The organism is Parabacteroides goldsteinii (assembly GCF_020091425.1).
GTDB lineage: Bacteria > Bacteroidota > Bacteroidia > Bacteroidales > Tannerellaceae > Parabacteroides > Parabacteroides goldsteinii.
In genome coordinates this window covers 5,458,554-5,483,676 of sequence record NZ_CP081906.1, presented here as the reverse complement: position 1 = coordinate 5,483,676, position 25,123 = coordinate 5,458,554, and the positions used below count along the sequence as shown (strand labels likewise).

Annotated in this window: 14 protein-coding genes; 6 read left to right on the top strand and 8 right to left on the bottom strand. The window is 47.0% G+C overall.

The features are described from left to right. The first annotated feature begins 85 nt into the window (after positions 1–85). The 5 genes from K6V26_RS22810 (at position 86) to K6V26_RS22790 (ending at position 6,564) form a co-directional block, all read left to right on the top strand. Positions 86–1,537: a sulfatase family protein gene (locus K6V26_RS22810; RefSeq protein ID WP_224263962.1), complete on the top strand. Its 1,452-nt coding sequence runs from the start codon at positions 86–88 to the stop codon at positions 1,535–1,537. Between the two features lie 11 nt (positions 1,538–1,548). Beyond that, positions 1,549–2,946 carry an alpha-L-fucosidase gene (locus tag K6V26_RS22805; protein WP_224263961.1) on the top strand — a complete coding sequence of 466 codons (1,398 nt, stop codon included), beginning with the start codon at positions 1,549–1,551 and terminating at the stop codon, positions 2,944–2,946. Positions 2,947–2,963: 17 nt separating this feature from the next. After that, the gene (locus K6V26_RS22800; RefSeq protein WP_224263960.1) at positions 2,964–4,505 is read left to right on the top strand and encodes a sulfatase; all 1,542 of its coding nucleotides are present in this window, start codon (positions 2,964–2,966) and stop codon (positions 4,503–4,505) included. Positions 4,506–4,532: 27 nt separating this feature from the next. Continuing rightward, positions 4,533–6,230 carry a sulfatase family protein gene (locus K6V26_RS22795; protein WP_224263959.1) on the top strand — a complete coding sequence of 566 codons (1,698 nt, stop codon included), beginning with the start codon at positions 4,533–4,535 and terminating at the stop codon, positions 6,228–6,230. Between the two features lie 79 nt (positions 6,231–6,309). After that, positions 6,310–6,564, top strand: coding sequence for a DUF6722 family protein (locus K6V26_RS22790; protein WP_224263958.1), 255 nt, complete (start codon positions 6,310–6,312; stop codon positions 6,562–6,564). Between the two features lie 176 nt (positions 6,565–6,740). On the opposite strand, the gene K6V26_RS22785 is transcribed toward K6V26_RS22790, so the two are convergent. The 8 genes from K6V26_RS22785 to rbr all read right to left on the bottom strand — a co-directional run bounded on the left by K6V26_RS22785 (position 6,741) and on the right by rbr (position 23,145). Beyond that, positions 6,741–7,454 carry a hypothetical protein gene (locus K6V26_RS22785; protein ID WP_009860435.1) on the bottom strand — a complete coding sequence of 238 codons (714 nt, stop codon included), beginning with the start codon at positions 7,452–7,454 and terminating at the stop codon, positions 6,741–6,743. A gap of 66 nt (positions 7,455–7,520) precedes the next feature. Then, positions 7,521–12,263, bottom strand: a complete 4,743-nt coding sequence (locus K6V26_RS22780; protein ID WP_224263957.1) for an efflux RND transporter permease subunit — start codon at positions 12,261–12,263, stop codon at positions 7,521–7,523. After that, the gene (locus tag K6V26_RS22775; protein ID WP_224263956.1) at positions 12,260–15,418 is read right to left on the bottom strand and encodes an efflux RND transporter permease subunit; all 3,159 of its coding nucleotides are present in this window, start codon (positions 15,416–15,418) and stop codon (positions 12,260–12,262) included. The genes K6V26_RS22780 and K6V26_RS22775 overlap by 4 nt, the downstream gene beginning before the upstream one ends. Before the next feature lie 185 nt (positions 15,419–15,603). Further along, positions 15,604–16,665 (bottom strand): efflux RND transporter periplasmic adaptor subunit, encoded by a 1,062-nt coding sequence (locus tag K6V26_RS22770; RefSeq protein WP_010801156.1) that lies wholly within the window; start codon positions 16,663–16,665, stop codon positions 15,604–15,606. A gap of 6 nt (positions 16,666–16,671) precedes the next feature. Further along, a complete protein-coding gene (locus K6V26_RS22765; protein ID WP_009860439.1) occupies positions 16,672–18,168 on the bottom strand; it encodes a TolC family protein in 1,497 nt (498 codons plus the stop codon). A 21-nt stretch (positions 18,169–18,189) separates the two neighbouring features. Then, the gene (locus K6V26_RS22760; protein WP_224263955.1) at positions 18,190–21,507 is read right to left on the bottom strand and encodes a golvesin C-terminal-like domain-containing protein; all 3,318 of its coding nucleotides are present in this window, start codon (positions 21,505–21,507) and stop codon (positions 18,190–18,192) included. A gap of 21 nt (positions 21,508–21,528) precedes the next feature. Next, entirely contained in the window at positions 21,529–22,422 is an 894-nt protein-coding gene (locus tag K6V26_RS22755; RefSeq protein WP_044215046.1) for an ABC transporter ATP-binding protein, read from the bottom strand. 144 nt (positions 22,423–22,566) lie between these two features. Beyond that, positions 22,567–23,145: a rubrerythrin gene (gene rbr / locus K6V26_RS22750; RefSeq protein WP_009860442.1), complete on the bottom strand. Its 579-nt coding sequence runs from the start codon at positions 23,143–23,145 to the stop codon at positions 22,567–22,569. 300 nt (positions 23,146–23,445) lie between these two features. Between rbr and K6V26_RS22745 the strand changes: the two genes are divergently transcribed. Beyond that, the gene (locus tag K6V26_RS22745) at positions 23,446–25,122 is read left to right on the top strand and encodes a SulP family inorganic anion transporter (RefSeq protein ID WP_046145872.1); all 1,677 of its coding nucleotides are present in this window, start codon (positions 23,446–23,448) and stop codon (positions 25,120–25,122) included. Position 25,123: the final 1 nt, after the last annotated feature.

Below are 25,123 nucleotides of genomic sequence, written 5' to 3'. Positions count from 1 at the left end.
CAAGACCTCCTTATTTTCTCCGGGAGGTCTTGTTCTTTCAAAAATGATATTGTATTCCACTATAATTATGTAACTTTACTGCACCATGAAAAAAACTATCACTCACACATTATTGCTATTTCCTATATTAGCAATGGGAATACAAGCACAAGAGAAACAGTCTTCTCCAAACCTGATCTTTATTATGGCTGATCAATGGCGCGGAGATGCTTTAGGATGCCTGGGTAAAGAGGCCGTAAAAACACCTCATCTGGATCAATTGGCATCAGAAGGGGTTAACTTTACCAATGCAGTCAGCAGCTATCCGGTATCTTCTCCGGCACGTGGCATGCTGATGACTGGCATGTATCCGGTAAGCAGCAAGGTAACAGGCAACTGTAATTCCGATACTGCCCCTTACGGAGTTGAACTTCCCGAATCGGCCCGTTGCTGGTCCGACGTCCTGAAAGACCAGGGATATGAGTTGGGATACATTGGTAAATGGCATCTCGACTCCCCCTATCAGCCCTACATTGAAACCAATAACAACAAAGGAAAAATAGCCTGGAATGAATGGTGTCCCAAAGAACGCCGCCACGGTTTCAGCCACTGGATCGCCTATGGCACATACGATTATCATCTGAAACCCATGTACTGGGATACGGATGCTTCGCGCGACGAATTTTATTTCGTCGACCAATGGGGACCGGAATATGAAACCGACCGGGCCATCGACTATATCGCCAATCGAGATAATAAATTACGCGACGCAGGCAAGCCTTTTGCCCTAGTCGTATCCATGAACCCGCCTCATACCGGATATGAGCTGGTTCCCGACAAATACAAAGAGATCTACCGCGACGTAGATGTCGAAACAGTATGCAACTCCCCCATCATCGCCCCCAAAGGGACAAAAATGGGAGACTTCTACCGCAAGAGTGTGTTGGATTATTATGCCTGTATGACAGGTGTCGACGAACAGGTCGGCCGTATCATCCGCCAGTTGAAAGAACAGGGATTGTTCGACAATACAATTGTGGTGTTTACTTCTGATCATGGCGACAGCATGGGGATGCACGAGCATATCGGTAAGAATATTTATTACGAAGAAGCCATGCGCATCCCGATGATGATTAGCTGGCCGGAAAAGATCGCGCCGCGCCGGGATTCTACCCTGATGATCGCTTTCGCCGACCTGTATCCTTCCCTCTTGTCATTAATGGGATTCAAAGACCGGATACCGGCAGAGGTCCAGACTTTCGACCTGTCCACTTCTATCCTCTCACCGGAGAATACACCGGAGATCGTACAGCCCTATTATTATCTTCTCCCTGAAAATTTAACAACCGGATACAGGGGATTACGGACGAAAAAATATACATTTGCAGTACACGCCACAAACGGCCGCACTGACGAATGGATATTATTCGACCGCGAGCAGGATCCATTCCAGCTAAACAACATAGCCCCCGATCAGCCGGCACTGATTAAACAGTTTTCAAACCAGTTGAAAGACTGGCTGAAGAAGACCAACGATCCGTTTATGAACTGTCTGTAAATTATATACACATGAAAACACATCTTTATCTGGCAATCTTACTGATAGCAAGTATTTTCCCGGCAACGGGACAAGAGGCGGATATCCCCCGTCCGGCCCCTCACCAGTTGAAATGGCACGAGTCGGAAATAGGTGTCGTCTTCCATTATGATCTCCATGTCTTCGACGGCATCAAATATGGCCAGGGTAACAACCGCGTCCAGCCAGTAGAAGATTACAATATCTTCAATCCCACCCAACTAAATACGGACCAGTGGGTACAGGCGGCAAAAGCAGCCGGAGCCAAGTTTGCCGTCCTGACAGCTACGCATGAAACAGGCTTTGCCATTTATCAGAGCGATGTCAATCCGTATTGCCTGAAAGCGGTGAAATGGCGCGACGGGAAAGGGGATATCATCCGCGACTTTGTCAATTCATGTAGAAAATACGATATAATGCCGGGAATCTATGTCGGTATCCGGTGGAACTCACTTTTTGGCGTTCATAATTTCAAGGTACAGGGAGAAGGAGAGTTTGCCGCTAACCGTCAACAATGGTATAAGCATTTCTGCGAACGCATGGTTGAAGAACTTTGCAGCCGCTACGGTGATTTGTTTATGATCTGGTTTGACGGTGGCGCAGACGATCCGAAAGGCGACGGGCCGGACGTATTGCCCATCGTCAGCAAGTACCAGCCGGAATGTCTTTTCTATCATAACGTAGACCGGGCGGACTTCCGCTGGGGCGGTTCCGAGACAGGGACGGTCGGTTATCCCTGCTGGTCTTCTTTCCCCTACCCTTACTCACACAGTAATAATACGGAAGGGAGCCGAAACCATAACGATCTGTTGAAACAAGGCGACAAGGATGGAAAATACTGGGTTCCGGCTATGGCAGACACTCCCTTGCGAGGCATGAACGGACGGCATGAATGGTTCTGGGAGCCGGATGACGAGAATACGGTTTACCCGGTTGAATCTTTAATGAATATGTATTATAAATCGGTCGGAAGGAATGCAACACTGATTGTCGGTCTGACACCCGATACAACAGGCCTACTCCCACCGGGCGACGTACAACGACTGAAAGAATGGGGCGACGAGATAAATCGCCGCTTCTCCTCTCCGATTGCCTCTACCTCCGGACAAAAGAAAAGCCTGACACTGAAACTGGATAAGGCGCAACCGGTCAATCATTGCATTATCCAGGAGAACATCCGGAACGGTGAGCGTATCCGTCAATATAAAATAGAAGCCAGAGTAAACGGCAAATGGCAAACCATTTGCGAAGGCGAATCGGTAGGGCACAAGCGTATCGAACAGTTTCCGGCAGTAGAGGCTTCGGCTTTGCGCCTGACAATCTCTCAATCGGTAGCACAGCCGGATATACGTAACTTCAGTGTTTTCAACGTCCAAGAAGTAAACAAATGAACTAAAATAATACGAGCATGAACAAGAGACTATTTCTATCACTGGCAACACTTCCATTATTGGGAGCAGCCGGGCAAGCCGAAGCGGCCAAACCGCAGGACCGGCCGAATATTATTCTCTTCCTGGTAGATGATATGGGCTGGCAAGATACTTCCCTCCCTTTCTGGAAGGAAAAGACACATTATAATGAAGTATACGAAACGCCTAACATGGAACGCCTTGCCCGCCAGGGTATGATGTTTACCCAGGCTTATGCTTCCAGTATCAGTTCGCCGAGCCGTTGCAGCCTCTATACCGGTATGAATGCAGGCCGCCACCGGGTAACGAACTGGACGTATCCCAAAAACAAATCGACAGACCGGCAAAGCGATGTGCTGGAATTGCCGGACTGGAATGTAAACGGTATCTGTGAGGTCGCAGGCATCGAACATACTTATCAGGTCACCTCTATGGCTCAAATACTAAAAGATAACGGTTATCATACCATCCATTGCGGAAAAGCCCATTGGGGAGCGGTAGACACACCGGGAGAGAACCCGTATCATTTCGGATTCGAAGTAAACATTGCCGGACATGCCGGCGGCGGCCTTGCCAGTTATTTGGGAGAAGCCAATTTCGGTAACCGGACAGACGGCAAGCCGAATCCCTGGTTCGCCGTTCCGGGCCTGGATAAATACTGGGGAAAGGATATCTTTATCTCGGAAGCCCTGACACAGGAAGCTACCAAAGCACTGGATAAGGCGCAACAATACGATCAGCCGTTCTTCCTTTACATGTCGCATTATGCCATTCATGTCCCGATAGATAAGGATATGCGTTTCTATCAGAAATATATCGACAAAGGACTGGGAGAGAAAGAAGCCGCTTATGCCGCCCTGATAGAGGGAATGGACAAAAGTCTGGGCGATATCATGGATTATCTGGAGAAGAACCAGCTGGCGGATAACACGATTATCATCTTCATGTCTGACAACGGCGGTCTAGCTGCCGAACCGGAATGGCGCGACGGCAAACCTCATACCCAGAACTCCCCGCTGAACAGTGGTAAAGGTTCCGCTTACGAAGGCGGCGTTCGTGAACCGATGATCGTCAGCTGGCCAGGCAAGGTACAGCCGCAGACCAAATGCGATAAATACCTGATCATCGAAGACTTCTTCCCGACCATCCTCGAAATGGCCGAAATAAAGAAATACGAGACTATCCAGCCAATAGACGGCGTCAGCTTCATGCCGCTGCTGACCAATACCGGCGATCCCTCCAAAGGGCGCAGCCTGTATTGGAACTTCCCGAACCTCTGGGGCAACACAGGACCGGGTATCGGAGCCACCTGCACAATCCGCCAAGGTGACTGGAAACTGATCTATTATTATGAGACAGGAAAGAAAGAGTTATTCAATATTCCCGACGATATAGGCGAAAAGAATGACTTGTCCGCTTCCCATCCCGACTTGATAAAGAAACTATCCAAAGACCTGGGCAAACAATTACGAAAGATAAAAGCACAGCGTCCGTCGTTTAAGGCAACGGGTAAACCTTGCCCCTGGCCGGACGAGATTTGATACATTCACTTTAAATCGGTTATATCCATGAAAAGACGAACTTTCTTAGCTTCCATAGGCATCGGATGTGCGCTCCCGTCCTCTTTTCTTCAAGCAGAAGCATTAGGTCAGGTAATTGCCGACAGGGATCTACATTATATAGATCCCCGTCTGAACCAGCTTTACCAAAAAGAGTTTAAAGGGGAAACGATACTGGAGAAGGACAGCCTCACCGGTCGCAATGTCTTATTGATTACAAGCGACCAGCATCATTATATGTGCATGGGATATAATAATCCCCCAATTAAGACTCCCAATCTGGACAGGCTGGCTAAGATGGGGATCATCTTCGACAGGGCCTACTGCAATAATCCGACCAGTACCCCGACCAGAGCCAGTATAATCACCGGAAAATATGCAAGTCAACACGGTGCCTGGTCGTTAGGTACCAAACTTCCTGAAAACGAACTTACCGTCGGCGATTGTTTTCAGAAAGCCGGATACCGGACAGCATTGATCGGTAAAGCTCATTTTCAGCCACTAAAGGGTTCCGAAGAATACCCCTCCTGTGAAGCATATCCTATATTACAGGAACTCGACTTCTGGAGAAAGTTCAACGGACCTTTCTACGGTTTTGAGCATGTAGAACTCACCCGAAACCACACGGATGAACCACATGTGGGACAACATTACGGCGTATGGCTGGAAGATAACGGTTGCGCTAACTGGAGGGACTGGTTCCGTAAACCAACAGGAAACAGTGATCCGCAATATCATAGCTGGAACATTCCGGAGAAATATCATTACGATACCTGGATTACCGAACGAACCAATAAGATGTTGGAGGAATATAAACAGAAAAACGAAAAGTTCTTCCTGTGGGCCAGCTTCTTCGATCCTCATCCCAGTTATCTGGTACCGGAACCCTGGGCATCCATGTATAACCCGGAAGATATGGACGTTCCGGAATTCACCCCCGGAGAATTTGATGACAAACCCATCCATTTCAAGTTGACTCAGACGCATAATCCTGATTTCTCTTATCTGAAAGAGGATGGTGAGACAAGACCTTCCTGGGTACACGGAGCTCATTCACAGTTATCCGACAAGAAATCCAGAGCCCGGAATATGGCAACTTATTACGGCATGATCTCCATGATGGACCATTATATCGGCAAGATTCTGGATAAACTGGATGAATTGGGATTAACTAAAAACACAGTCGTGGTTTTTACTTCCGATCACGGTCATTTCTACGGTCAACACGGATTGGTAGCGAAAGCGATCCACCATTACGAAGACTTGCTCAGAGTACCTTGTATCGTTTCCGTTCCCGAAGCAGAAAAAGTAGGAATACGCTCACAGGCCATACAATCGACTGTCGACCTGGCACAAACATTCCTGAGCCTGGCCGGCATCGCTCAGCCACTAACAATGACGGGAATAGATCAGAGTGATGTCTGGTGCGGCAGAAAGGAGAAAATCAGAACGCATGCGATCGTTGAAAACCACTTTCAGCCGACTAAATTCTACGCTAAAAGTTATATAGATGAGCAATATAAGATAACGATCTATATGAACCAGACATACGGGGAGCTATTCGACCTTACCAACGATCCGAAGGAGTTGAAAAACCTATGGGACGTACCGGAGGCTAAAGAGCTCAAAGCCGGCTTATTACTAAAAATGCTCCATGCTGAACTGGAAAAAGAGCCTTTATTCATGCCCCGCATCAGTCCGGCTTAACAAGTATAATTTTTAGCAGTTATTCCTGTACTCTTTCAATATTATATCCTATCTTTGCCTGTAACAAAATTATTTAACTATGAAGAACAGGCATAAGACAAAAAGAATGTCCATACCTCTACAGGTACAACAGCTACAGAAAGAGGAAGCGAACATTCTCAAAGAGTTTGGAAAATATCTATTGGATATATCGAAACTAGTAATCGGAGGTGCTGTAATTACTACTGTTTTACAACTCAATACCAATAAAATTTTGGTAATAACAATAGCTGTTAGTATAGCAATTCTTTTATGTATTGCAGGGTTTTTAGTATTAACCTATAAAAAGAAATAAATATGGAACCTGCTATATTTTTATATCTCCTTTTAGGTGCGATTGCCATAGGAATTATTATTTTTGTTAAAACTCCAGCAGGCAAACGTTGGCTAGACAAATATAGTTAACTGGCAAATAAGATTCCAGGCACGGATCACACGATCTATTATCGCATGTGCTCCGTGCCTGATTATTTATATAAATCTCTCTCTCTTCTGCAAATTCAGCAACCCGATCATCATCCACACAATACCACCTATCAAAAGGAAAATACGGTTCTTGACGATCAACCCTTCCCAGATTACCGGCAGGAAGTTATCAGGTACTTTAAAAGGATTCAGGAGAATATTCCAAAATGAACGTTCTATTATTTCCATCTCACTCGTTATCAGAAGGAGAATAGCCAGGATAATCGTAAACACAGCCGTGCCGTTGCCACTGCGGGTGATGGTGGAGAGCATAAAGGCCAGATTCCCGAAAAAGACAAGGGGGAACATCAACTGGACAGACATCTCGAACGGATTGACCGGATATAACAATAATGTAGCCAGATAAGAAAAAGCCACCAGGATAAAGAATATAGCGACATAAATCATCAGCAGGCGTACTCCCCAGACTTTATATTTATAGTCAGGGATACCGAAAAGGATTTCCAGTATCCGGTTATCCTCATCATTCTGGATACCGAATACGGCAGGATAGAATACCAGCAGGACACAAGGGAACATCAAAAGGTTATAGATCAGTCCTTCGTTGATCTCCGCCCTATTCCAGGCAGCCTGGAACATGAAATAGGCAAAAAATGCGAATGCCGCCAGCAAGAACCAGATGAACTTGCCGGCGAAGATGATCTTCAGGTTATATTTTACCACCTTGGGTAATAAAGGTATCAATTGCTTTATCGTCATAACTATCTTTTTACAACATTAATCTACCACTTGAGTCTCGCATCACGCCTGACATTAGCAAGAAACTCATTGTCCGCTCTTCCCTTCCATATTTTTCAGCAAGCAGAGATAAGCATCTTCCAGATTCGGCTCTACCTCTACGGCTCCCTCATAAGGCAAACCGACAGACAGGTAACGCACCTGTATCGTATCTCCATCCTGTATATGATGAATCACCATCGTTTTGTCCAGCACCTGTTCGAACGACTCACGGTCGATATGGAACTGCCAGACCTTACCGGTAGCCATATCCACCATATCGGTCGGATCGCCGAAGTATTTCAGCTCGCCTTTGTTGATAACCACCACCTGGCTGCATGAACTGGAAATATCTTCGATAATATGCGTGGAGAAGATCACGATACGGTCTTTACTCAACTCTACCAGCAGGTTACGGAAACGGATACGTTCACGCGGGTCGAGACCGGCTGTTGGCTCATCCACCACCAGAATACGGGGAAGATGAAGCAGGATGAGGGCTATACCGATACGCTGTTTCATACCGCCGGAGAAAGAACCGATCTTGTCGTCTTTCCGTTCGTACATATGAACTGCTTTCAACACATATTCCAGACGTTCTTCCCTCAGCTTATTATCGGTAAGCCCTTTCAGGATCGCCTGATAATCGAGAAACTCCCAGGAAGACATATTCTCGTAAGTTCCGAACTCCTGCGGAAGGAAGCCGATCAGACTCTGCAATTCCTCCCGGTAAATGCGGGTATCCAGTCCATTGATCCAGATGCTGCCGTAACTCTGTTCCAGGATACCGCAGATAATACGCATCAGAGTTGATTTGCCGGCGCCATTAGGCCCCAGCAGACCGAACATTCCCGTACGGATCTCAAAAGATACGCCTCTCAAGGCTTTGAAAGGCCTGCGCTGTTTCCCGATCAACGGAATCCCTTTGACCATACGGAACCAGGAGCGGCGAAGTCCGGCCAGCCGTCCTTTGATACGTTCTATATTGACATTCTTTTCATACAAGTATTGCGAAGAAACATATACGGCAATACAGAAGGCCCACAGAAGGCCCACAACGGAAATCAGTCCGGTATTATCCATCTTCCGGAACAGAATAAACAGGATGATCGGAGGAATACTCCAGAATATCAGACGGTTTATATATTTCACCCGCTTATTTTCCCCGAAACGGTAGAACAGGTATTGACGGACCTTCCGCCACAGATAAAGGATCGTGGCATAGATGGCAAACGACAACAGGAATATCCACAGCCTGTTATTGATGAAGAACCAGGTGAAATATATACCGAAAAGCAACATACCGAACTGCCACAGAACGTTGACAAAGTCTTTCAGCGAACGATATTCATTGCTCAGTCCCAGATGCCGACGGATATTCAGGCCACTATTCCACTGACGGCTGATACGTCCCGGCCAGTCGTATATCTTCACCAGGTTGCGGACAGAGATATGTATATCTTCCCCTGGATCGATTACTTTCGAACGGGCACGCCTCAAACTGGTCTGAGCAAAATAAGTCACTCCCGGAATACCGAAAACCAGAAGAACCATGTAAACAGACTGCCACAGCATCCCGTCGGCATACAACCAGATACCAGCAACCCCCAACAGGAACAGTACCAGATGGAATATCCATATTTTACGGGACAGGCCCCGATACCACTGCAAGGTATTCTCCAGCCCCATACAAACAGTCGGTATCAGGATCAGCGTCAGTAACGCAGAGAATGTCAACCCGCCGATCACCGTAATGGCAAACGGCGCACCGATAGCACCGGCATATTCCGAATCGCCCATCGCCAACGGGAACATGGCGACAATCGTCGTTATCGACGTAATCAGGATCGGACGGATACGTGACAAGCCAGCCGTCATCAATGCCCTGTTGCGTCTGTAGCCTCGTTTGCGGAGGATATTGGAATAGTCTATCAGGATGATGCCGTTATTCACGACCACGCCCAGCAGGATCAGGAAACCGGTCAGCGTATTCGCATTCAACAGGCTATTGCTTGTCAGCAACAATGCCAGCAAAGAACCGATAGCAGCCAGCGGTATCGAGAAAAGCAGGACAAAAGGCGTCACCAGCGATTCAAAGACAGAGGCCAGTATCATAAAGATAAGGATGAAAGCTGCCAGTATCAGGAACTTAAAATCTGCAAACTCATCTTCTTCATGGAACACCTCCACAGCAACCCCCGACGGCAGATTATAATTGGCAACCAACTGGTCGATATCCGAGCGATACCCCTCAAGCAGGTCTTTCGACGATTGTACGTCTTTAGAGAAATTATAGAATACCTCTATCTGTTTATCCTGGTTGACCCGCATGATACGGGTACGTCCACGGCCATAATTGACAGAAGCCAAGTCCTGCAAATCATGTAGTCCTCCGTTGGCATTCTGTATCTGTACGCGGCGCAGGTCATCGACGGTTTTGTCTTTCTTTTCCGTCTCCGCCTCTTCTTCCTCGTTCTCTTCGTCGCCGGGAATATCGTTACGGATGATGATATCGTAGGTATCCTCTCCGATCTTGAAAGAGGTACCCGAAGAATACTCCGGATTAAGCGCCGCCAGCCCGGAGGAAATATTGGCACGGGTAATCTCGTATGAAGTCAGCAGGATCGGATCGAAATCGAGATGTATTTCAGGCTGCCGGCGGTTATAGGAGACGCGCGAACCACGGATAAACTCCTGTTCATCGAGGTAATAGCGGAAATCTTCGGCTACCAGTTGCATCACATCGAAATCGGAGCCTTTTATCACGATCCGTTCACGGTTCTCGCCGATACCCAGCAGACGCATGAAATTACCCAGGCCGGCCATGGCCCCTCCTCCTGCGCCACCTCCGCCGCCGCCACCCGACATCGATTCCTCCACGGAGATTTCCGCTCCCTGGATATTGGATACGGTGGCCTGCACCGTGGCTTTATATTCAGCCATTTTACTTCCCGCCTTCTTCACAAAGTCATCGGTAAAGTTAAGCGTGAGGACGGCATTCTTTTCATTTATACGACTGATCAAGTCTTTCCTGCCGGGAAAACTGTCCAGACGCGCTTCGATCACCTTCACCAGTTTATCCGCATTATCGAGCGTACTGCCCGTCGGCATCGTCACATAGATATTGATGCGGTCGGTATTTACATCTTTCATCTGCTGCACATTCATGTAGATGGAAAGGATCAGGGTGACGAACAGGACGATGATCGCTCCGAAGATCGTCACGCCCGGATTCCGCATACAGGTTTTCAGCAAAACCAGGTAGACCTGTACAGGACGCTGTACAATCGAAACCTTTTCATAAAAGACACTCTGCCCGTTTTTCTTCCTCAGCAGCAGGTAAGTTGCCATCGGGATGAACAGCAGGGCGACAAACAAGGAGATGGTCAGGGTAGAAATAATCGAAACACCGACATGATGACCGATCAGCTTGATCATAAAGTTGTCGGAGAAAACGAAGGGAAGAAAGACCGTCACCGTTGTCAGCGTAGCCGCCACGATAGAACGCCATACCTCCTTTGTACCCTGTGTAACGGAACGTTCGGGCGTACAACCGGAAGCTGAGAGGCGGTAGATATTTTCAAGCACCACCACACTATTGTCGAGCAGCATCCCGATTGCCAGTGCCATCCCCACCAGCGTCAGGCTGTTGATCGTTATCCCAAAGGCATAGAAGAAATTAAATGCCGTATAAACGGAAATAGGGATTGAAAGGGCAATAAAAAATACCAGCCGCAGGTTCTTCAGGAACAGCCAGAGAATCAGTATGGCCAGCAGACCGCCCACTAAGGCGAGATTGATGATCTGGTCGATATTATTCTCCATCGTCTCAGCCGTATTCTCCTGCACCACCACTTCCACATCGAGATAAGCCAGCTTCTCGTTCAGCCGGTCGATTGCCTCGACGGCCCGGTGCGACAAGTCGATCAGGTTCGCCTGCGAATCGCTCATCAAGGCAACCGATACCGCATCTTTTCCGTTCACACGGCTATAGGAAGTCTCTTCCTTCAGGTCGAAAAAGACGGTGGCTACATCTTTCAGCAGCACAGGACCGGGGGCGACCACGATATTCTCCAGGTCGGACACTTTCGAATAAAGAGCATTGACATGGATAAAGTATTTGCTATCCGGTTCATTGGCAAAACCGACAAAGGCCTTATCCTGCGTGTTCTGCGTCAGCAGGCCGCTGATGGAAGACGGCGTCAGGTTCAACGCCTTGCAAGCCTCAGGGTTGAGGCGTATCTCGATCGCTTTCTCCCGGCCGCCGTAGATATTGACGGAAGCGACCCCGTCCACATTCTCCAGGTCGGAACGAATCTCCTTATCCACAATATTACGTACCCTGTCGACACCGCCCGAACCGCGCACCTGCAAAACCATAAAGTTATTGGCCATCTGACCGACATCGACCTTCTGCAACTGCACATTGAAGCCGTCGGGGAAAGTGGCTGCCAGTTCGTTCACCTTCTCCTGTAGTTTCAGGGAGGTGATCTTGAAGTTCACCGTATTTTTGAAATCTATCTGTATGGTAGACTGGCGGCTGTCGACGGTGGATTGTATCTTATCCACCCCTCCGATCGAACTGATCGCCCCTTCAAGCGGAATAACGATTTCCGATTCCACGTACGAAGGGTCCATGTCCTGCTGGGACGAAACCTGTACGAACAGCATCGGCAGTTCGGCATTGGGCAATAACTCCACCGGCAACTGCTTATACGACACGTAACCGAGCATGGTCAGTGCGATAAACAGCATACAGATCGTTATTCTTCTATGTAGTAAAAAGTTCATGCTTTTCTGTTATTTACGCCTATTTTTACCTTTTCCAACACATAATAGACACATGGTATCACCATCAAACTCATCAAAGTAGATGTCACCAACCCTCCGATCACGGCAATAGCCATCGGCGAACGCAACGAAGCACCTTCGCCAAAGCTGAACGTCATCGGGAGCAGGGCAAGTATCGTAGTGAGCGTTGTCATAATGATCGGACGGATACGTTGTTGTCCGGCCTGTACGATGGCATCTGTCAAGCCGGTTCCGTCTGCTTTCAGCTGATTGATACGGTCTACGAGGATGATCGAGTTGTTCACCGCGATACCTACCAGCATCACGATACCGATCACTCCCATCATATTGATCGTCGTACCGGTCAGGAAGAACAACAGGATAGCACCAACCACCGCCAGTGGAATTGTCAGCAGGATCGTGAAAGGATGCAGCAGCGATTCGAACTGGGAAGCCAGCACCATATACACCAGGATGACCGACAGGGCAAGAGCAAACAGCAGGCTGTTCATCGACTCCTGACGCTTCTCCTCTTCTCCGGTTACCGTAACCGAATAGTTGACCGGCAGTTCGATGCCTTTCATCGCCTGACGGATTTCTTCCGCCACCTTGTCCAGCGACTTGCCGGCATCCATATTGGCCATTACCTTGCTGATGCGGTTCTGATTACGGCGGTATATTTCTTTCGGGGCCTGCGATTCACCGAAGGTGGCTATCTCACGCAGGCGGAACTCCTGTTCGCCATTCTTGATAACCAGGTCGCCCAGGGCACGCAACGGAATATCAGGAACCTTGATGACGATGTCGCGCATCTCTCCGCGATATTCCATCTTTCCGGCTTCTTTCCCGCTGAGTTGTTGTTTCAACTGTTCGATGACGGTCGATACACTCAGGTTGTTGATACCCGCGATCGTCCGGTTGATAGAGATCGTTATCTCCGGAGCACCGTCTTCAATGGAAGATACAATATTATAGAGTCCCGGTACCTCCTGCATCCGGCTTTTCACTTCTTCCGTAATATCGGCTATTTCATCCAGTTCTTCCCCTTTCACCTCAACAACGATAGGGGCACCTTCGCTACCCAGTAACGAGCTGAGAGAATTTTCCTCCTGTTTGATGGTCAGTTCCAGTCCGTCGGGATTCTCCGCCGTATGGACAAACTGCTCGATAACAGCCTCGGGAGCTACCCGGCACTCGGAGGAAAGGACTACTTTCATCATTGCCGTGTTCTCTCCTTCGAAGATGGCATTCTCCGAACCGCTACCCTCGCCGATATGGCTGTAAACGGTCAGCAGGCTATCGCCCGTAATGGTATAAAGCAATTCTTCCAGGTTCGCCACCGCCGAAGAAGTACGTTCCAGCTTTGTCCCTTCCGGCATCTTCACCACAACAGTAAAAGCCTTACTTTCCATGCGCGGCATAAACTCCGTCCCAATGAAAGGAAGCAGAAAAACCGTCAGCACCATCAACCCGACTGCCGCCGAAATAACAATCCAGCGATGTCCGATCAGACTACGCAACAGATGGCTGTACCCTAATAACTGAATACCTCTTCCAGCCTCATTACCAGCTTCTTTTTTAGCGTCCGATGGTATCCGGCTCCCCTCTCGAGAGGGGGCAGGGGGTGTGTTCATCAACCTATCATACAACATCGGTATCACCAAAATAGCCACAAACAACGACGATACCAGCGAGAACGTCACGGTCCAGGCCTGGTCCTTAAACAATTCCCCCGAAGCTCCATGCAGGTAAACGATCGGCAGGAAAACCACAATAGTCGTCAGCGTCGAGGCAATAACAGCCCCCGCCACCTCCGACGTTCCCCTGATAGCCGCTTCACGTATGGACAACCCTTTCTCCTGGTTCCGGAAGATACTTTCGATAACGACAATAGCATTATCCACCAACATACCGGCTCCCAGAGCCAATCCTCCGAGCGTCATAATATTCAGCGTAAGCCCGTTAAAGAACATCAGGTTGAAAGTCGCCACAATTGAAATAGGAATCGCCATACTGACAATCAGCGTCGTCCCGAACCGGCGAAGGAAAACGAACAGCACGACAACCGCCAGGACGATACCCAGCACGGCACTGTCTTTCACCTCCCCGATCGCATTCTTGATAAACGTCCCCTGGTTGGTTATCACTTTAAACTGATAACCGGGCAACGCCTGTTCGATAACACCCAGCTGGCGGGATACACCGTCCACCACCTTCACGGTGTTATAACGCATTTCTTTATAGATCGAAAGTCCTATGCTACGTTTGCCATTGATACGGACAATATTGTCGGGGCGGGCATTTTCAAAAGTTACGGTAGCGACCTCCCGCAGGAAAAGCGGAGCCTTGCCGCCCGAAGCCGTTGCCGTACCGGCGGAAGCATTCGTACCTGTTTCCTGTTTAGCCACCTGTTTATAACCGACTATCAGGTTCTCGAAATCTTCTTCCGAACCGAACAGACTGGAACTTTTCACCAGATACTGCAAGCCCAGTTCACTGACACGGCCTCCCGATATGCTCTGATTGTTTGCTTCGATACGCGAAGCGATATCTTCTATCTTCAAACCGAAGGCATCGAGTTTATAAGGATCGGTGCGGATCGTCAGGGTACTCTCCTCCTGTCCCGACAGCGTCACCTCGGCAACGCCTTCCAACCGGATTAGCTCGTTGCGGATATAGCTTTCCGCCACTTTCCGGAGTTCCGCCATATCGGTTATATTCTGATGGGACATTCCGATCAGGATAACCGGTGACTGGTTCGGATCATGTTGCGTGATCTTCAACTCGGTGATATCTTTATTCTGGGCAAACGGATTCATCGCTTTCTGCAAGTCGAGGAAAGCCTCATCCATATCTTTCGTCCAGGTATATTCCACTGTGATACGGGCCGAACCGGCTTTAACAACCGACGAAACCTGCGTGACATCGCTCTGACGGATAGCCATCGACTCCATGTTCTTCACAAACTGTTTCTCGATCTCTTCCGGCGGACGCTCGCCGGCCTTCAACTCGATGAACAGCCGGGGATTATTCAGGTCGGGCAGCAGGTCGACACTCAGCTGATCGTAGGAAATCTTTCCCAACAGCAGGATGGCCAGCACGACCATACAGATAGTGACCGGATTGCTTACCGCAAATTTGACAATGTTCTTCATAATGTTCCAATATTATCAGATATAAACTGTCCGATTATTGACCGGTTGTACCTGGCTCCCCTCTTGAGAGGGGGAAGGGGGTGTGTCATAGTTTCGCTCTATAACTAGCTTTAACACACCCCTTATCCCCTCTCAAGAGGGGAATTGGTTACCCCCGTTACTACAAACAGATAGTTCACCTTTTTCTATTTCTGTACTTTCACTTTACTGTTCTCCTTCAATGTTTCAAAGCCTTTGGTGACAAGGTTGTCGTTTTCGCGAAGGCCTTCCAGAACCTCGATATTGTTCTCGTCTTCCATTCCGGTCTTGATATTCCGCAGGATAGCCGTATTCTTATCCACGATAAACACAAATTTGCGGCGACGGTTGGATTGTACCACGTCTTTCGGAATGATGATAGCACTGTCGGCCCTGTCAACGACGATATCCGCCTTGACGAACATTCCCGGACGCAGTTTCAGGTCATTGTTCTGTATCATCACTTTTCCCTTGAATGTACGTGTTTCCGTACTGATAGCCGGCGAAAGTTCGCTGATTACTCCCTTCAATGTATCTTCCGGCAATGTATAATGCGTAATAAATACAGGCTGATCCGATTTGACATAACTGATAGCACTTTCCGGCAGGTTGACATCCATGTACATCCGGGCATAATCCATAATACCCACCATCGGTTTTCCCTGTTCTACCCGCACATCAGTCGTGTAATGAGGCAGATCGACAATAACACCGTCGAAAGGAGCCTTTATATTCATCTTCTCCAGATTGATCCGGGCATTCTCGAGGTCATAACGGGCATTCGTCACTTTCACTTCGGTATTACGCATTTCACTCAGGGTCACACCGCCTTTTTCATAAAGGGCTTTCTGTTTCGACTGTTCCTGTTCCGCTATTTCCAGACTCAATTCCTTGGCATCTATGGCAATACCGTTCTCATATTCCTTATCTTCCAGATGGATAATCAACTGTCCTTTAGAGACCAGGTCGCCCAGTTTGAAAGGTCTTCCTGTCTTCGGGTTGATCTGGAGTTTGTACAGACCGCTCATTTCCGAGTTAAGATCGACTCCATACGTAGGCTGTGCCGTCCCGGTCGTGTTAATCAGTTTACTGATAGAACCTTTTTTCAGTTCCGTTACCGAAACCGGTGTGGCTATATCGCTGGGAGGATTCTGCGGCTGATTGTTACAACCGGTTGTTACTATGGCAAGTAATACAAAAGATACAAAGGTGTGACTATACTGTTTCATGGCTGATTATTTTTCTGATATAAAGTCTTTCATCGGAACGATCGGAGCATTCAACTCAAAGTCGTACAGGGAAAGTATTTTAAGATTCAACAATTCGATCTTGTAATTGATCAGGGCTTGTGTATAAGAGATCTTCTTATTCGACAACTGTGTCTGAAACTGACTCATTTCCATTCCGGTCAGATCGCCTTCACGATAACGGGTCAGGTTCAGATCGTATGTACGTTGTGCATTCAGCACGTTCTGTTCGGCAATCTCTATCTGTGTCCGTAAGTTTTCCAGGCTACGCCATACTTGGCGGATATTCAATTCGATATCGACTTTATCTTCATGGAAATCGAGTTTGTTGATATTCTGGGCCACTTTCTGCGCACGGACACGGGCTTTCTTTTCTCCCCAGTCGAAGATGGGCACCGTAAAGCTGATTGCCACCCGGGGATTCTGTGTCGGGTTTTCATAGATATTCTGAAAACGTTTGTTGTCACCTATCAAACCAAAAGAGAGTGAGATATCTCCCTTAAATTCATTCAAGGCCTTCGTCTTGATCATATCGAAACCAAGTTCATCACTTTCAATTTCCCGCTGGCGAAGCTCCAGGCGCGATTGCAGACCGTGATCTATCGCTTGCCGGAGGTTAACATCGATAGGTTTGATATCTATCTCGGCAAAAACCATCAAGTCGTCATCCAGGTTCATACCCAATGCCTGTTTTAGTTTATCTTTTGCATTCTCCAGGGAGACTTGCTGTTCTTCTACCGAAGAGCGGGCGGTTGCCAGGTTCAGTTCCGCCTGAAACAGTTCGTCTTTGGCTGACAGATCAGCTTCCACCTTATTCTTTATAATATCGTAGCTTTGCTGGGCATTCACCAATTCTTCGCGGGTAATAGCCAACTGACTTTGCGCCATATAAACACTATAGAATTGATTGGTGATGTCTTTTTCGGTATTCAAGCGTTGGAGAGCATAGCTGATATGGGCATTCTCGTAATCATACTCGATCTGTTTCAACTCCATCTTTCGCTTATTGTAAGTAAAGATTGGTTGCGAAAGTTGCAGATAGAGGTTGTTGTTAAACGCCTTATTACTATTCTTGTCACCGTCGATATTCGAATTATTATCCTGCCAGCCGAACGTATTGATCAACGAAATCTCACCATCCGTCCACAAGATAGGCTGGTCCACCCGGAAAGTTCCGCTGGTACTGAGTTTTTCGTTTGTATACCATTGCGACAAACGATTGTCGAAACTCCTGTTCTTACTATAATCCAGGGGATTCAGGTTCAGTGAGAATTTGGATTTAAGGGAAGCCCGCTGGGCTATCAGCGTTTCCTGATACCGGTCCAGGTTCATGTGCGAACGGCGCAGGGTCGGACTGTTCTCTTCTGCTATATCCAATGCCTTCTCGATGGTCAGTGACAGTTGTCCGTGGGAAAACAGAGGGATTCCCGACAGGAGAACAACCACAAGGATCATCTTTTTCATCCATACTAACTCTCTTTGCATATAAGTAGACTGTTTTAATGATTATCGTTTTACCAGTTTGACGGCATCGGCCGTTACACTTCTTAATTTACATTCATTCGTCAGGGTAATGTAAGCCGTATCGGCCACAAAATAATAGACGCCCAACTGTTCCCATCCTTCATTCGCTTTCCGGAGGTTGATATACGCATCTTCGCTTTCTTCCCCCTGTCTGATCCTGAAACGATATTCCCCCTGGGCCCGGTCATTATACCGGAGTTCGTTATCCTTACTTACATAATAATAGGCATCATAGGTACCCTCCGACGGGACAGGAATTTTCCAGGTTGCCGTCTGGCTACCGTTGCCGCTCTTTATCACATAAGCGGAACGAATATATTTACCGTAATAGTTTGCATTGGTGGTTGCCGTCCATTCCAGTGGAGGCCGCCAGCTGGAAACACCTGAATACTTGAATGAAGTATCTTCCACCTTATCCAGCCATTTAGGTAATAACCCCACTACATCCGGCTCGGAAAGGATGAACAATGTACTGTCCTCATTATCCACAATAATTTCTCCCTCCGTCCCGAAAGAGGAATCGGAAATTATAAAATCGCCTTCTGCATCTATATTCTGCCTTCTCTCCTGCCTGATATTTCCGACAGGCTGATTGATCACACTCGGCAAATTACCGGATATCAAGGTATTGACGGTTACATCACGGGGAGCATCCTCCCAAACGGATACCAGTTCCTTTGTCTGGTGAGCTTCCAACGGAATCTTCCGGCTGGTACGCGGATCGATATCGTTCTGGCTGCTTCTTCCGACTCCCTGAATATCGATATGTATAATTCCATCATAATCCGAATTATTGCTGACCTGCATTTTCAGGACAAAAGATTCCTGTCCCCGGTTGGTGATTTTTGTCACTTCCGGTCGTCCCAGGCTATAAATTGGCAGAGGCGTAGGATGCGACCATTCCTCCAATCCCGACCGGATATCCGCATGGCTAATCATCCCCAACGTATCCAGTAAGCTTTCAAACTGGATATTCCGGAAAGTATTCCGTTCGAGTAATGTATAAAGCGAATCCCTGAATGCATTCACCCCGATATTAATCTCAGGGATAGCAAACAACCGATAAGTCTTTAAACTGATAATATTCTCCAGCAAATCACGGTATTCCACATTACCCAGCAACTCCTTAAAGGTTTGCTTTTCCATCAGCAGGCTGGCTTTTTCATTGTTACTGATGCCATTGATCTCACGCTCCCAGCCATAGTTATCCGATTTCTTTTGCAGATAAAGTTCGATCGCAGTATTGGCGACCGGCCATTCGGGAGAAAAGATATTGTACCGGTAATTATACAGTTGCGGGAACAGGAAATAAGGGTTTGCCTGCGAACTGATATTATAATTACCACGGCCGCTGGAAGAGAAATTATAGTTTCCTTCCGGCCGCTGGAATATCCAGAAGAAGTTGTTCAGCGTGCGTATCTTTGCCTCTTCCTCCGTTATCTCACGTCCTCCCCGCTTCGACCATTTCACCTGGTTGCGCCACATCTTGTCCACATCCAGCTGGCCGAACATACATCCTTTTTCCGGGAACAGGACCATCTCAGGCTGTACAGCTTCCTGAGCCTGCGACCAGGCACGGGTATAGGTGGAGAACTGAACAGGCACTTCCACGATCGAGAAGCGGCTGAACGGATAACTCAGTTTATAGTTACGTTCTAGATTATCTCTCATATTACGGATAAAGCTGGGGATGGTATCGAGTATGGAGTCGAAAGTAGCCGTATAATAATCGTTTCCCTCAATGTGCCATATACTATATAATGTACTGTCCGATTCCAGACTTTGCTGTTTGTACTTACCCACAATCACTGAAATTGCCTGTGCCGGATATTCGGAGGCAAACGAATAAACGCCGTCCTCTCCTTTCACTCCCTCCCCTTGCGAAAGCGGAGTGAGACCCGGAAGCGTTTTCACCCGCAAACCGAATTTGCTGAAATAAGTCTGCTGCCAGTCCGGACTCACATTGCTGTAGGAGGTTCCGGGGCGCGGATACCAGTATGTTTCAGGAGTGAACAACAGATAATCCGGTGTCTGGAACACATATTGCTTATCTATATTAAACAGGAAATCCCTGCGCTCTTTCTGCAAAATCTCTGCCGGAATATCCAGGTAACAGAACTTGCTGTCGACCTTCCCGCTATACCTGATAGAGAAAGATACCGTATCGCCAGGTAAAACCTCCTCACCGAAATCGACCAGCAATATCTGATTATCCCTCTTGAAATCAAGAGGCTTCCCTCCTCTTTTTATTTCCTCCACCTGCAAACCGGGATTCAGGCAAAAAGTGAAAACAGTCGCCGGCTGCAAAGCCATTCCTTTCATTTCCACCTCCGAAACCACCCGTTCCGGTTGCTGTTCGAGTGATATATCGTATTGATTGATTATCATCTTGGGAGTATTCACATACTTATTATTGATCTCGGTGTAAAGGGTACGCATCTCCCCTTCTCCCAGGATGGAATGAACATGTTTATATCCGGCCGCCCCACTTATCAGCAGCATACAGAACGAAAGGAACAGCCACGGATAATTACTGCGCGACGAATTGGGCAACCGCCTGAACAGAAAGATCGTAAAAAAGATAAAAGCCAGTCCGGCAAAGAAATAGATCGCCCGGTGATTCAATACGACTTCCAGATTGGTAAAGCCCACGATAGTCGATTTAACCAGCGGCAGACTATAAGCCATATAATCGAACAGGTAATAAAACTTATCGCTGATATAAAACAATGTCAACCCGATATATCCCAATAAGATAATAAAGGTCAGCGCCTGATTTTTCAATACCAGCATCAAGAAGATGGACAATCCGATGATAAAGATCAGTGTCGGAATACTTATCAGCAGGAAATAAACCGGATACGATAGCCAGTCTACCGACATGCCCGATCCTATAAAATTAAATATCAGAGCCATTACCATGACGATCAGGTTCAGTATCAGGAAAACCCGCAGGTTTCCCCATATCTTTCCGATCACATACTCCGCATTGCTCAACGGACGGACATAAAAGACCTCCGAAGTATCCAGCTTCTTATCCCTTTTCAAAAACTCCGAAGCAAGGAATATCGATATGACTGCCTGCCCGGTATTCAGTAAAAGCAGGTTCAAGTAAGGGAGATTGGAAGGGAGCGCTTTCAACATCCACATGCCTCCACCATTGTCGGCAACCAACATACCAAAGTCAAAGAATCCGAGTATCAGAAGAGCCAGCACGGTAAACACCTTAAAGAACCAGCTTCGGATCAATATCTTGCTTTCGTATTTTGCTACCGATTGTATATTGTTGACAAACGACATAGGGGGTAAAGTAAAAGGTTACTAATCATTGGTCCAAAGGTTCAATTTATTTTCCATATAATATACATAAGCATGTTCCAGATTGGGAGGATACGATTCAGCCTCATACCCTTCGATCTCGTCGGCCACCACCTGCACTTCCCAACCGGAACCGGAAGGAATCGTAGAGATAACAGGATATTTCTTATCCACCTCGTGCAGTTCATCACTTGTCACTTTAATGCGCCATACTTTCCCTTCCGCCTGTTTCAACATATCCTGCGGAGAACCGTAAAAGGAAACCTGTCCCTTGTTCATCAACGCCATGCAGTTGCAGGTACTGGATATATCTCCCACAATATGGGTGGAAAGGATAATCGTCACATCATTCTCACTGACTTCCGACAGCAGATTACGGAAACGGATACGTTCTTCCGGGTCCAACCCTGTCGTCGGTTCGTCCACAATTATCACCTTCGGATGGTGGATCAATGCCTGGGCAATACCCAGACGGCGTTTCATACCGCCCGACAGTTTATTTGCATACCGTTCGCGCACATCGAAAAGACCGACATTTTCCAGCATGGCATCGACTGCCTGCTTGCGTTGCTTACCATTCGTCATGCCTGATAAACGGGCCGCATAATCCAGAAATTCATGTGTCTTATATTTGGCGAAGAAACGGAAATCCTGCGGGAGATAACCTAATATTCCCCTGATCTCCTTCCGCTGTTTGAACAGATCGTATCCGCAAATATTCACCTGTCCTGACGATGGTTCCATTAATGCAACCAGGATACGCATCAATGTAGATTTACCGGCACCATTGGGCCCGAGCAGTCCAAACATGCCCGTAGGTATCTCCAGATTAATGTCTTTCAAGGCGTGGTTTCCGTTCGGATACACCTTATTTAGGTCTTTTATCGATATGCTCATTCTGCCAACTATTCAGAAGAAATTAGAATTAAGTATTAATAGGCTGGTAAAGATATATTTTATTCGCATGAATACAAATAAAAAACGCCCTTATCCCAAATATATTGGATAAGGACGCTTAAATTTTTTAATTAAAATCAGATTTTAATAGTTCTGCTTCATCGGTTCGAAGAATGCCTGCGGATGTTCGCATGCCGGACATTTCATCGGCGCTTTCTTGCCTTCGATCACAAAACCACAGTTACGGCACTGCCAGAAGATAGCTTCGTCTTTTTCGAATACTTTGCCTTCTGTCAAGTTAGCCAGCAGTTTACGGTAACGTCTTTCGTGTTCAGCTTCTACTTTAGCAATCATTCTGAAAGCAACAGCAATGTTTTTGAAGCCTTCTTCTTCTGCGATGTCAGCGAATGCAGGGTATAAGTCAGCCCACTCTTCGTTCTCACCGTCAGCGGCAGCAGCCAGATTTTCCATTGTTGTGCCGATCACACCGGCCGGATAACAAGCAGTAATTTCCACCATGCCACCTTCCAAGAATTTGAAGAAACGCTTAGCATGTTCTTTTTCCTGTTCAGCTGTTTCCATAAATACACCGGCTATTTGTTCGTAACCTTCTTTTTTAGCTACGCTTGCAAAAAACGTGTAACGACTTCTTGCCTGAGATTCTCCGGCAAATGATTTAAGCAGATTCTGTTCGGTACGTGTACCTTTAATACTTTTTTCCATAATGCTAATTATATATGTAGTATAAAATGAGTTTGTAAGATCGCCCTATTGAAATAACTCTCAAAAGTAGGAAAATGTTTAATACTTTAATTTATTCTTTTACTTAAAATATATCTATCCACAGATAAATATCATCTATTACTTTTCTTCTGAAAGATAAGTTATCATAAGTTCAGGACAGATACAGATACAATTTTTACCACATTTGCAATGTCGACATTACAATATATCCTATATTTTATACTTTACGCTAAATATTATTGTATCTTTGCATCAAAATTTAACATACTAGGCAGAAAGATGGAACGTAAATTTGATTTTCAGCCCAAGTTGATCTCAGCGCTGAAAAACTATTCCAAAGAAAAATTCATGGCAGACCTGATGGCAGGGATCATTGTGGGCATTGTGGCCCTTCCGCTTGCCATCGCATTCGGTATTGCTTCGGGAGTTAGTCCGGAAAAAGGATTGATCACCGCTATTATCGGTGGGTTCATTGTCTCTTTTCTGGGAGGCAGCAATGTGCAGATCGGGGGACCGACGGGAGCATTTATCGTCATTGTATACGGTATCATACAGAATTTCGGTATCGAAGGACTTGCCATTGCAACCGTTATCGCCGGTATCATACTGGTAATCATGGGAGCATTAAAACTCGGCACAGTCATTAAGTTCATCCCCTACCCGATCGTTGTCGGCTTTACCAGCGGTATCGCACTGACTATTTTTACCACACAGATGAAAGACCTGTTCGGACTGACGATGGAAAAAGTGCCGGCCGATTTTATCTCCAAATGGATTGCTTACTTCGAACATTTCCATACGGTCAATCCTTGGTCGTTTGTAATAGGGATTGTCAGTATACTTATTATTGCCATCTCTCCCCGATTTTCCAAAAAGATACCGGGATCGTTGATTGCTATTATCGTCATGACAGTCATCGTATATATTATGCGCAATCATCTGGGTATCGCAGGTATTGAAACCATTGGCGACCGTTTCACTATCAATGCTTCCCTCCCGCAACCGGAAGCTATTTCTTTCAATATGGAAACAATCAATCTCCTGCTTCCTGCGGCTTTTACCATCGCCATGTTGGGGGCTATCGAATCACTTCTTTCGGCAACTGTAGCCGACGGTGTGACGGGAGATAAGCATAATTCGAACACGGAACTGATCGCACAGGGAGCTGCCAATATCATTGTTCCCATCTTCGGAGGTATTCCCGTTACCGGAGCAATTGCCCGTACGATGACCAATATCAACAACGGAGGCCGTACACCTGTTGCCGGTATTATCCATGCAGTCGTACTGATGCTGATCCTGTTGTTTCTCGGACCGCTTACCAAGCATATTCCGATGGCTTGCCTGGCAGGGGTGTTGATTATTGTATCTTATAATATGAGCGAATGGCGTACCTTCCGTTCGTTGATGAAGAATCCGAAAAGCGATGTTTCTGTTTTGCTGGTCACATTCTTCCTGACCGTTATTTTCGACCTGACCATCGCCATTGAAATAGGTTTGCTGATCGCCATGTTCCTGTTTATGAAACGGGTAGCGGAAACGACGCATGTGTCTGTTTCCAAAGACGAGATCGACCTGTCCGATGAAGGAGAAATCCATCACGATGAAGAAGTGCTGACTTTACCGAAAGGCGTAGAGGTGTACGAAATCGACGGTCCGTTCTTCTTCGGTATAGCCAATAAGTTCGACGACGTCATGAATATCATAGGTGACAAACCTAAAGTGCGTATCATCCGCATGCGCAAAGTCCCGTTCATGGATTCGACCGGCCTGCATAACCTGGAAAGCCTGTTCCGTCTGTCGAAAGCAGAAAATATCCATATGATCTTATCCGGAGTAAACGAAGATGTACGCCGGGTATTGACCAAATCCGGATTCGACAAGAAGATCGGACCGGATAATATCTGCTCCAACATCAACGAAGCTGTCAGGAAAGCGGAAGAAGCTGTAAAATAAT

What these genes read in the sequence shown, in the direction of transcription:
- K6V26_RS22760 (WP_224263955.1), bottom strand. Translation starts at nt 21,507, where the DNA reads ATGTCGTTTGTCAACAATATACAATCGGTAGCAAAATACGAAAGCAAG.
- K6V26_RS22800 (WP_224263960.1), top strand. Translation starts at nt 2,964, where the DNA reads ATGAACAAGAGACTATTTCTATCACTGGCAACACTTCCATTATTGGGA.
- K6V26_RS22775 (WP_224263956.1), bottom strand. Translation starts at nt 15,418, where the DNA reads ATGAAGAACATTGTCAAATTTGCGGTAAGCAATCCGGTCACTATCTGT.
- K6V26_RS22745 (WP_046145872.1), top strand. Translation starts at nt 23,446, where the DNA reads ATGGAACGTAAATTTGATTTTCAGCCCAAGTTGATCTCAGCGCTGAAA.
- K6V26_RS22765 (WP_009860439.1), bottom strand. Translation starts at nt 18,168, where the DNA reads ATGCAAAGAGAGTTAGTATGGATGAAAAAGATGATCCTTGTGGTTGTT.
- K6V26_RS22790 (WP_224263958.1), top strand. Translation starts at nt 6,310, where the DNA reads ATGAAGAACAGGCATAAGACAAAAAGAATGTCCATACCTCTACAGGTA.
- K6V26_RS22785 (WP_009860435.1), bottom strand. Translation starts at nt 7,454, where the DNA reads ATGACGATAAAGCAATTGATACCTTTATTACCCAAGGTGGTAAAATAT.
- K6V26_RS22805 (WP_224263961.1), top strand. Translation starts at nt 1,549, where the DNA reads ATGAAAACACATCTTTATCTGGCAATCTTACTGATAGCAAGTATTTTC.
- K6V26_RS22795 (WP_224263959.1), top strand. Translation starts at nt 4,533, where the DNA reads ATGAAAAGACGAACTTTCTTAGCTTCCATAGGCATCGGATGTGCGCTC.
- K6V26_RS22780 (WP_224263957.1), bottom strand. Translation starts at nt 12,263, where the DNA reads ATGAACTTTTTACTACATAGAAGAATAACGATCTGTATGCTGTTTATC.
- K6V26_RS22770 (WP_010801156.1), bottom strand. Translation starts at nt 16,665, where the DNA reads ATGAAACAGTATAGTCACACCTTTGTATCTTTTGTATTACTTGCCATA.
- rbr (WP_009860442.1), bottom strand. Translation starts at nt 23,145, where the DNA reads ATGGAAAAAAGTATTAAAGGTACACGTACCGAACAGAATCTGCTTAAA.
- K6V26_RS22755 (WP_044215046.1), bottom strand. Translation starts at nt 22,422, where the DNA reads ATGAGCATATCGATAAAAGACCTAAATAAGGTGTATCCGAACGGAAAC.
- K6V26_RS22810 (WP_224263962.1), top strand. Translation starts at nt 86, where the DNA reads ATGAAAAAAACTATCACTCACACATTATTGCTATTTCCTATATTAGCA.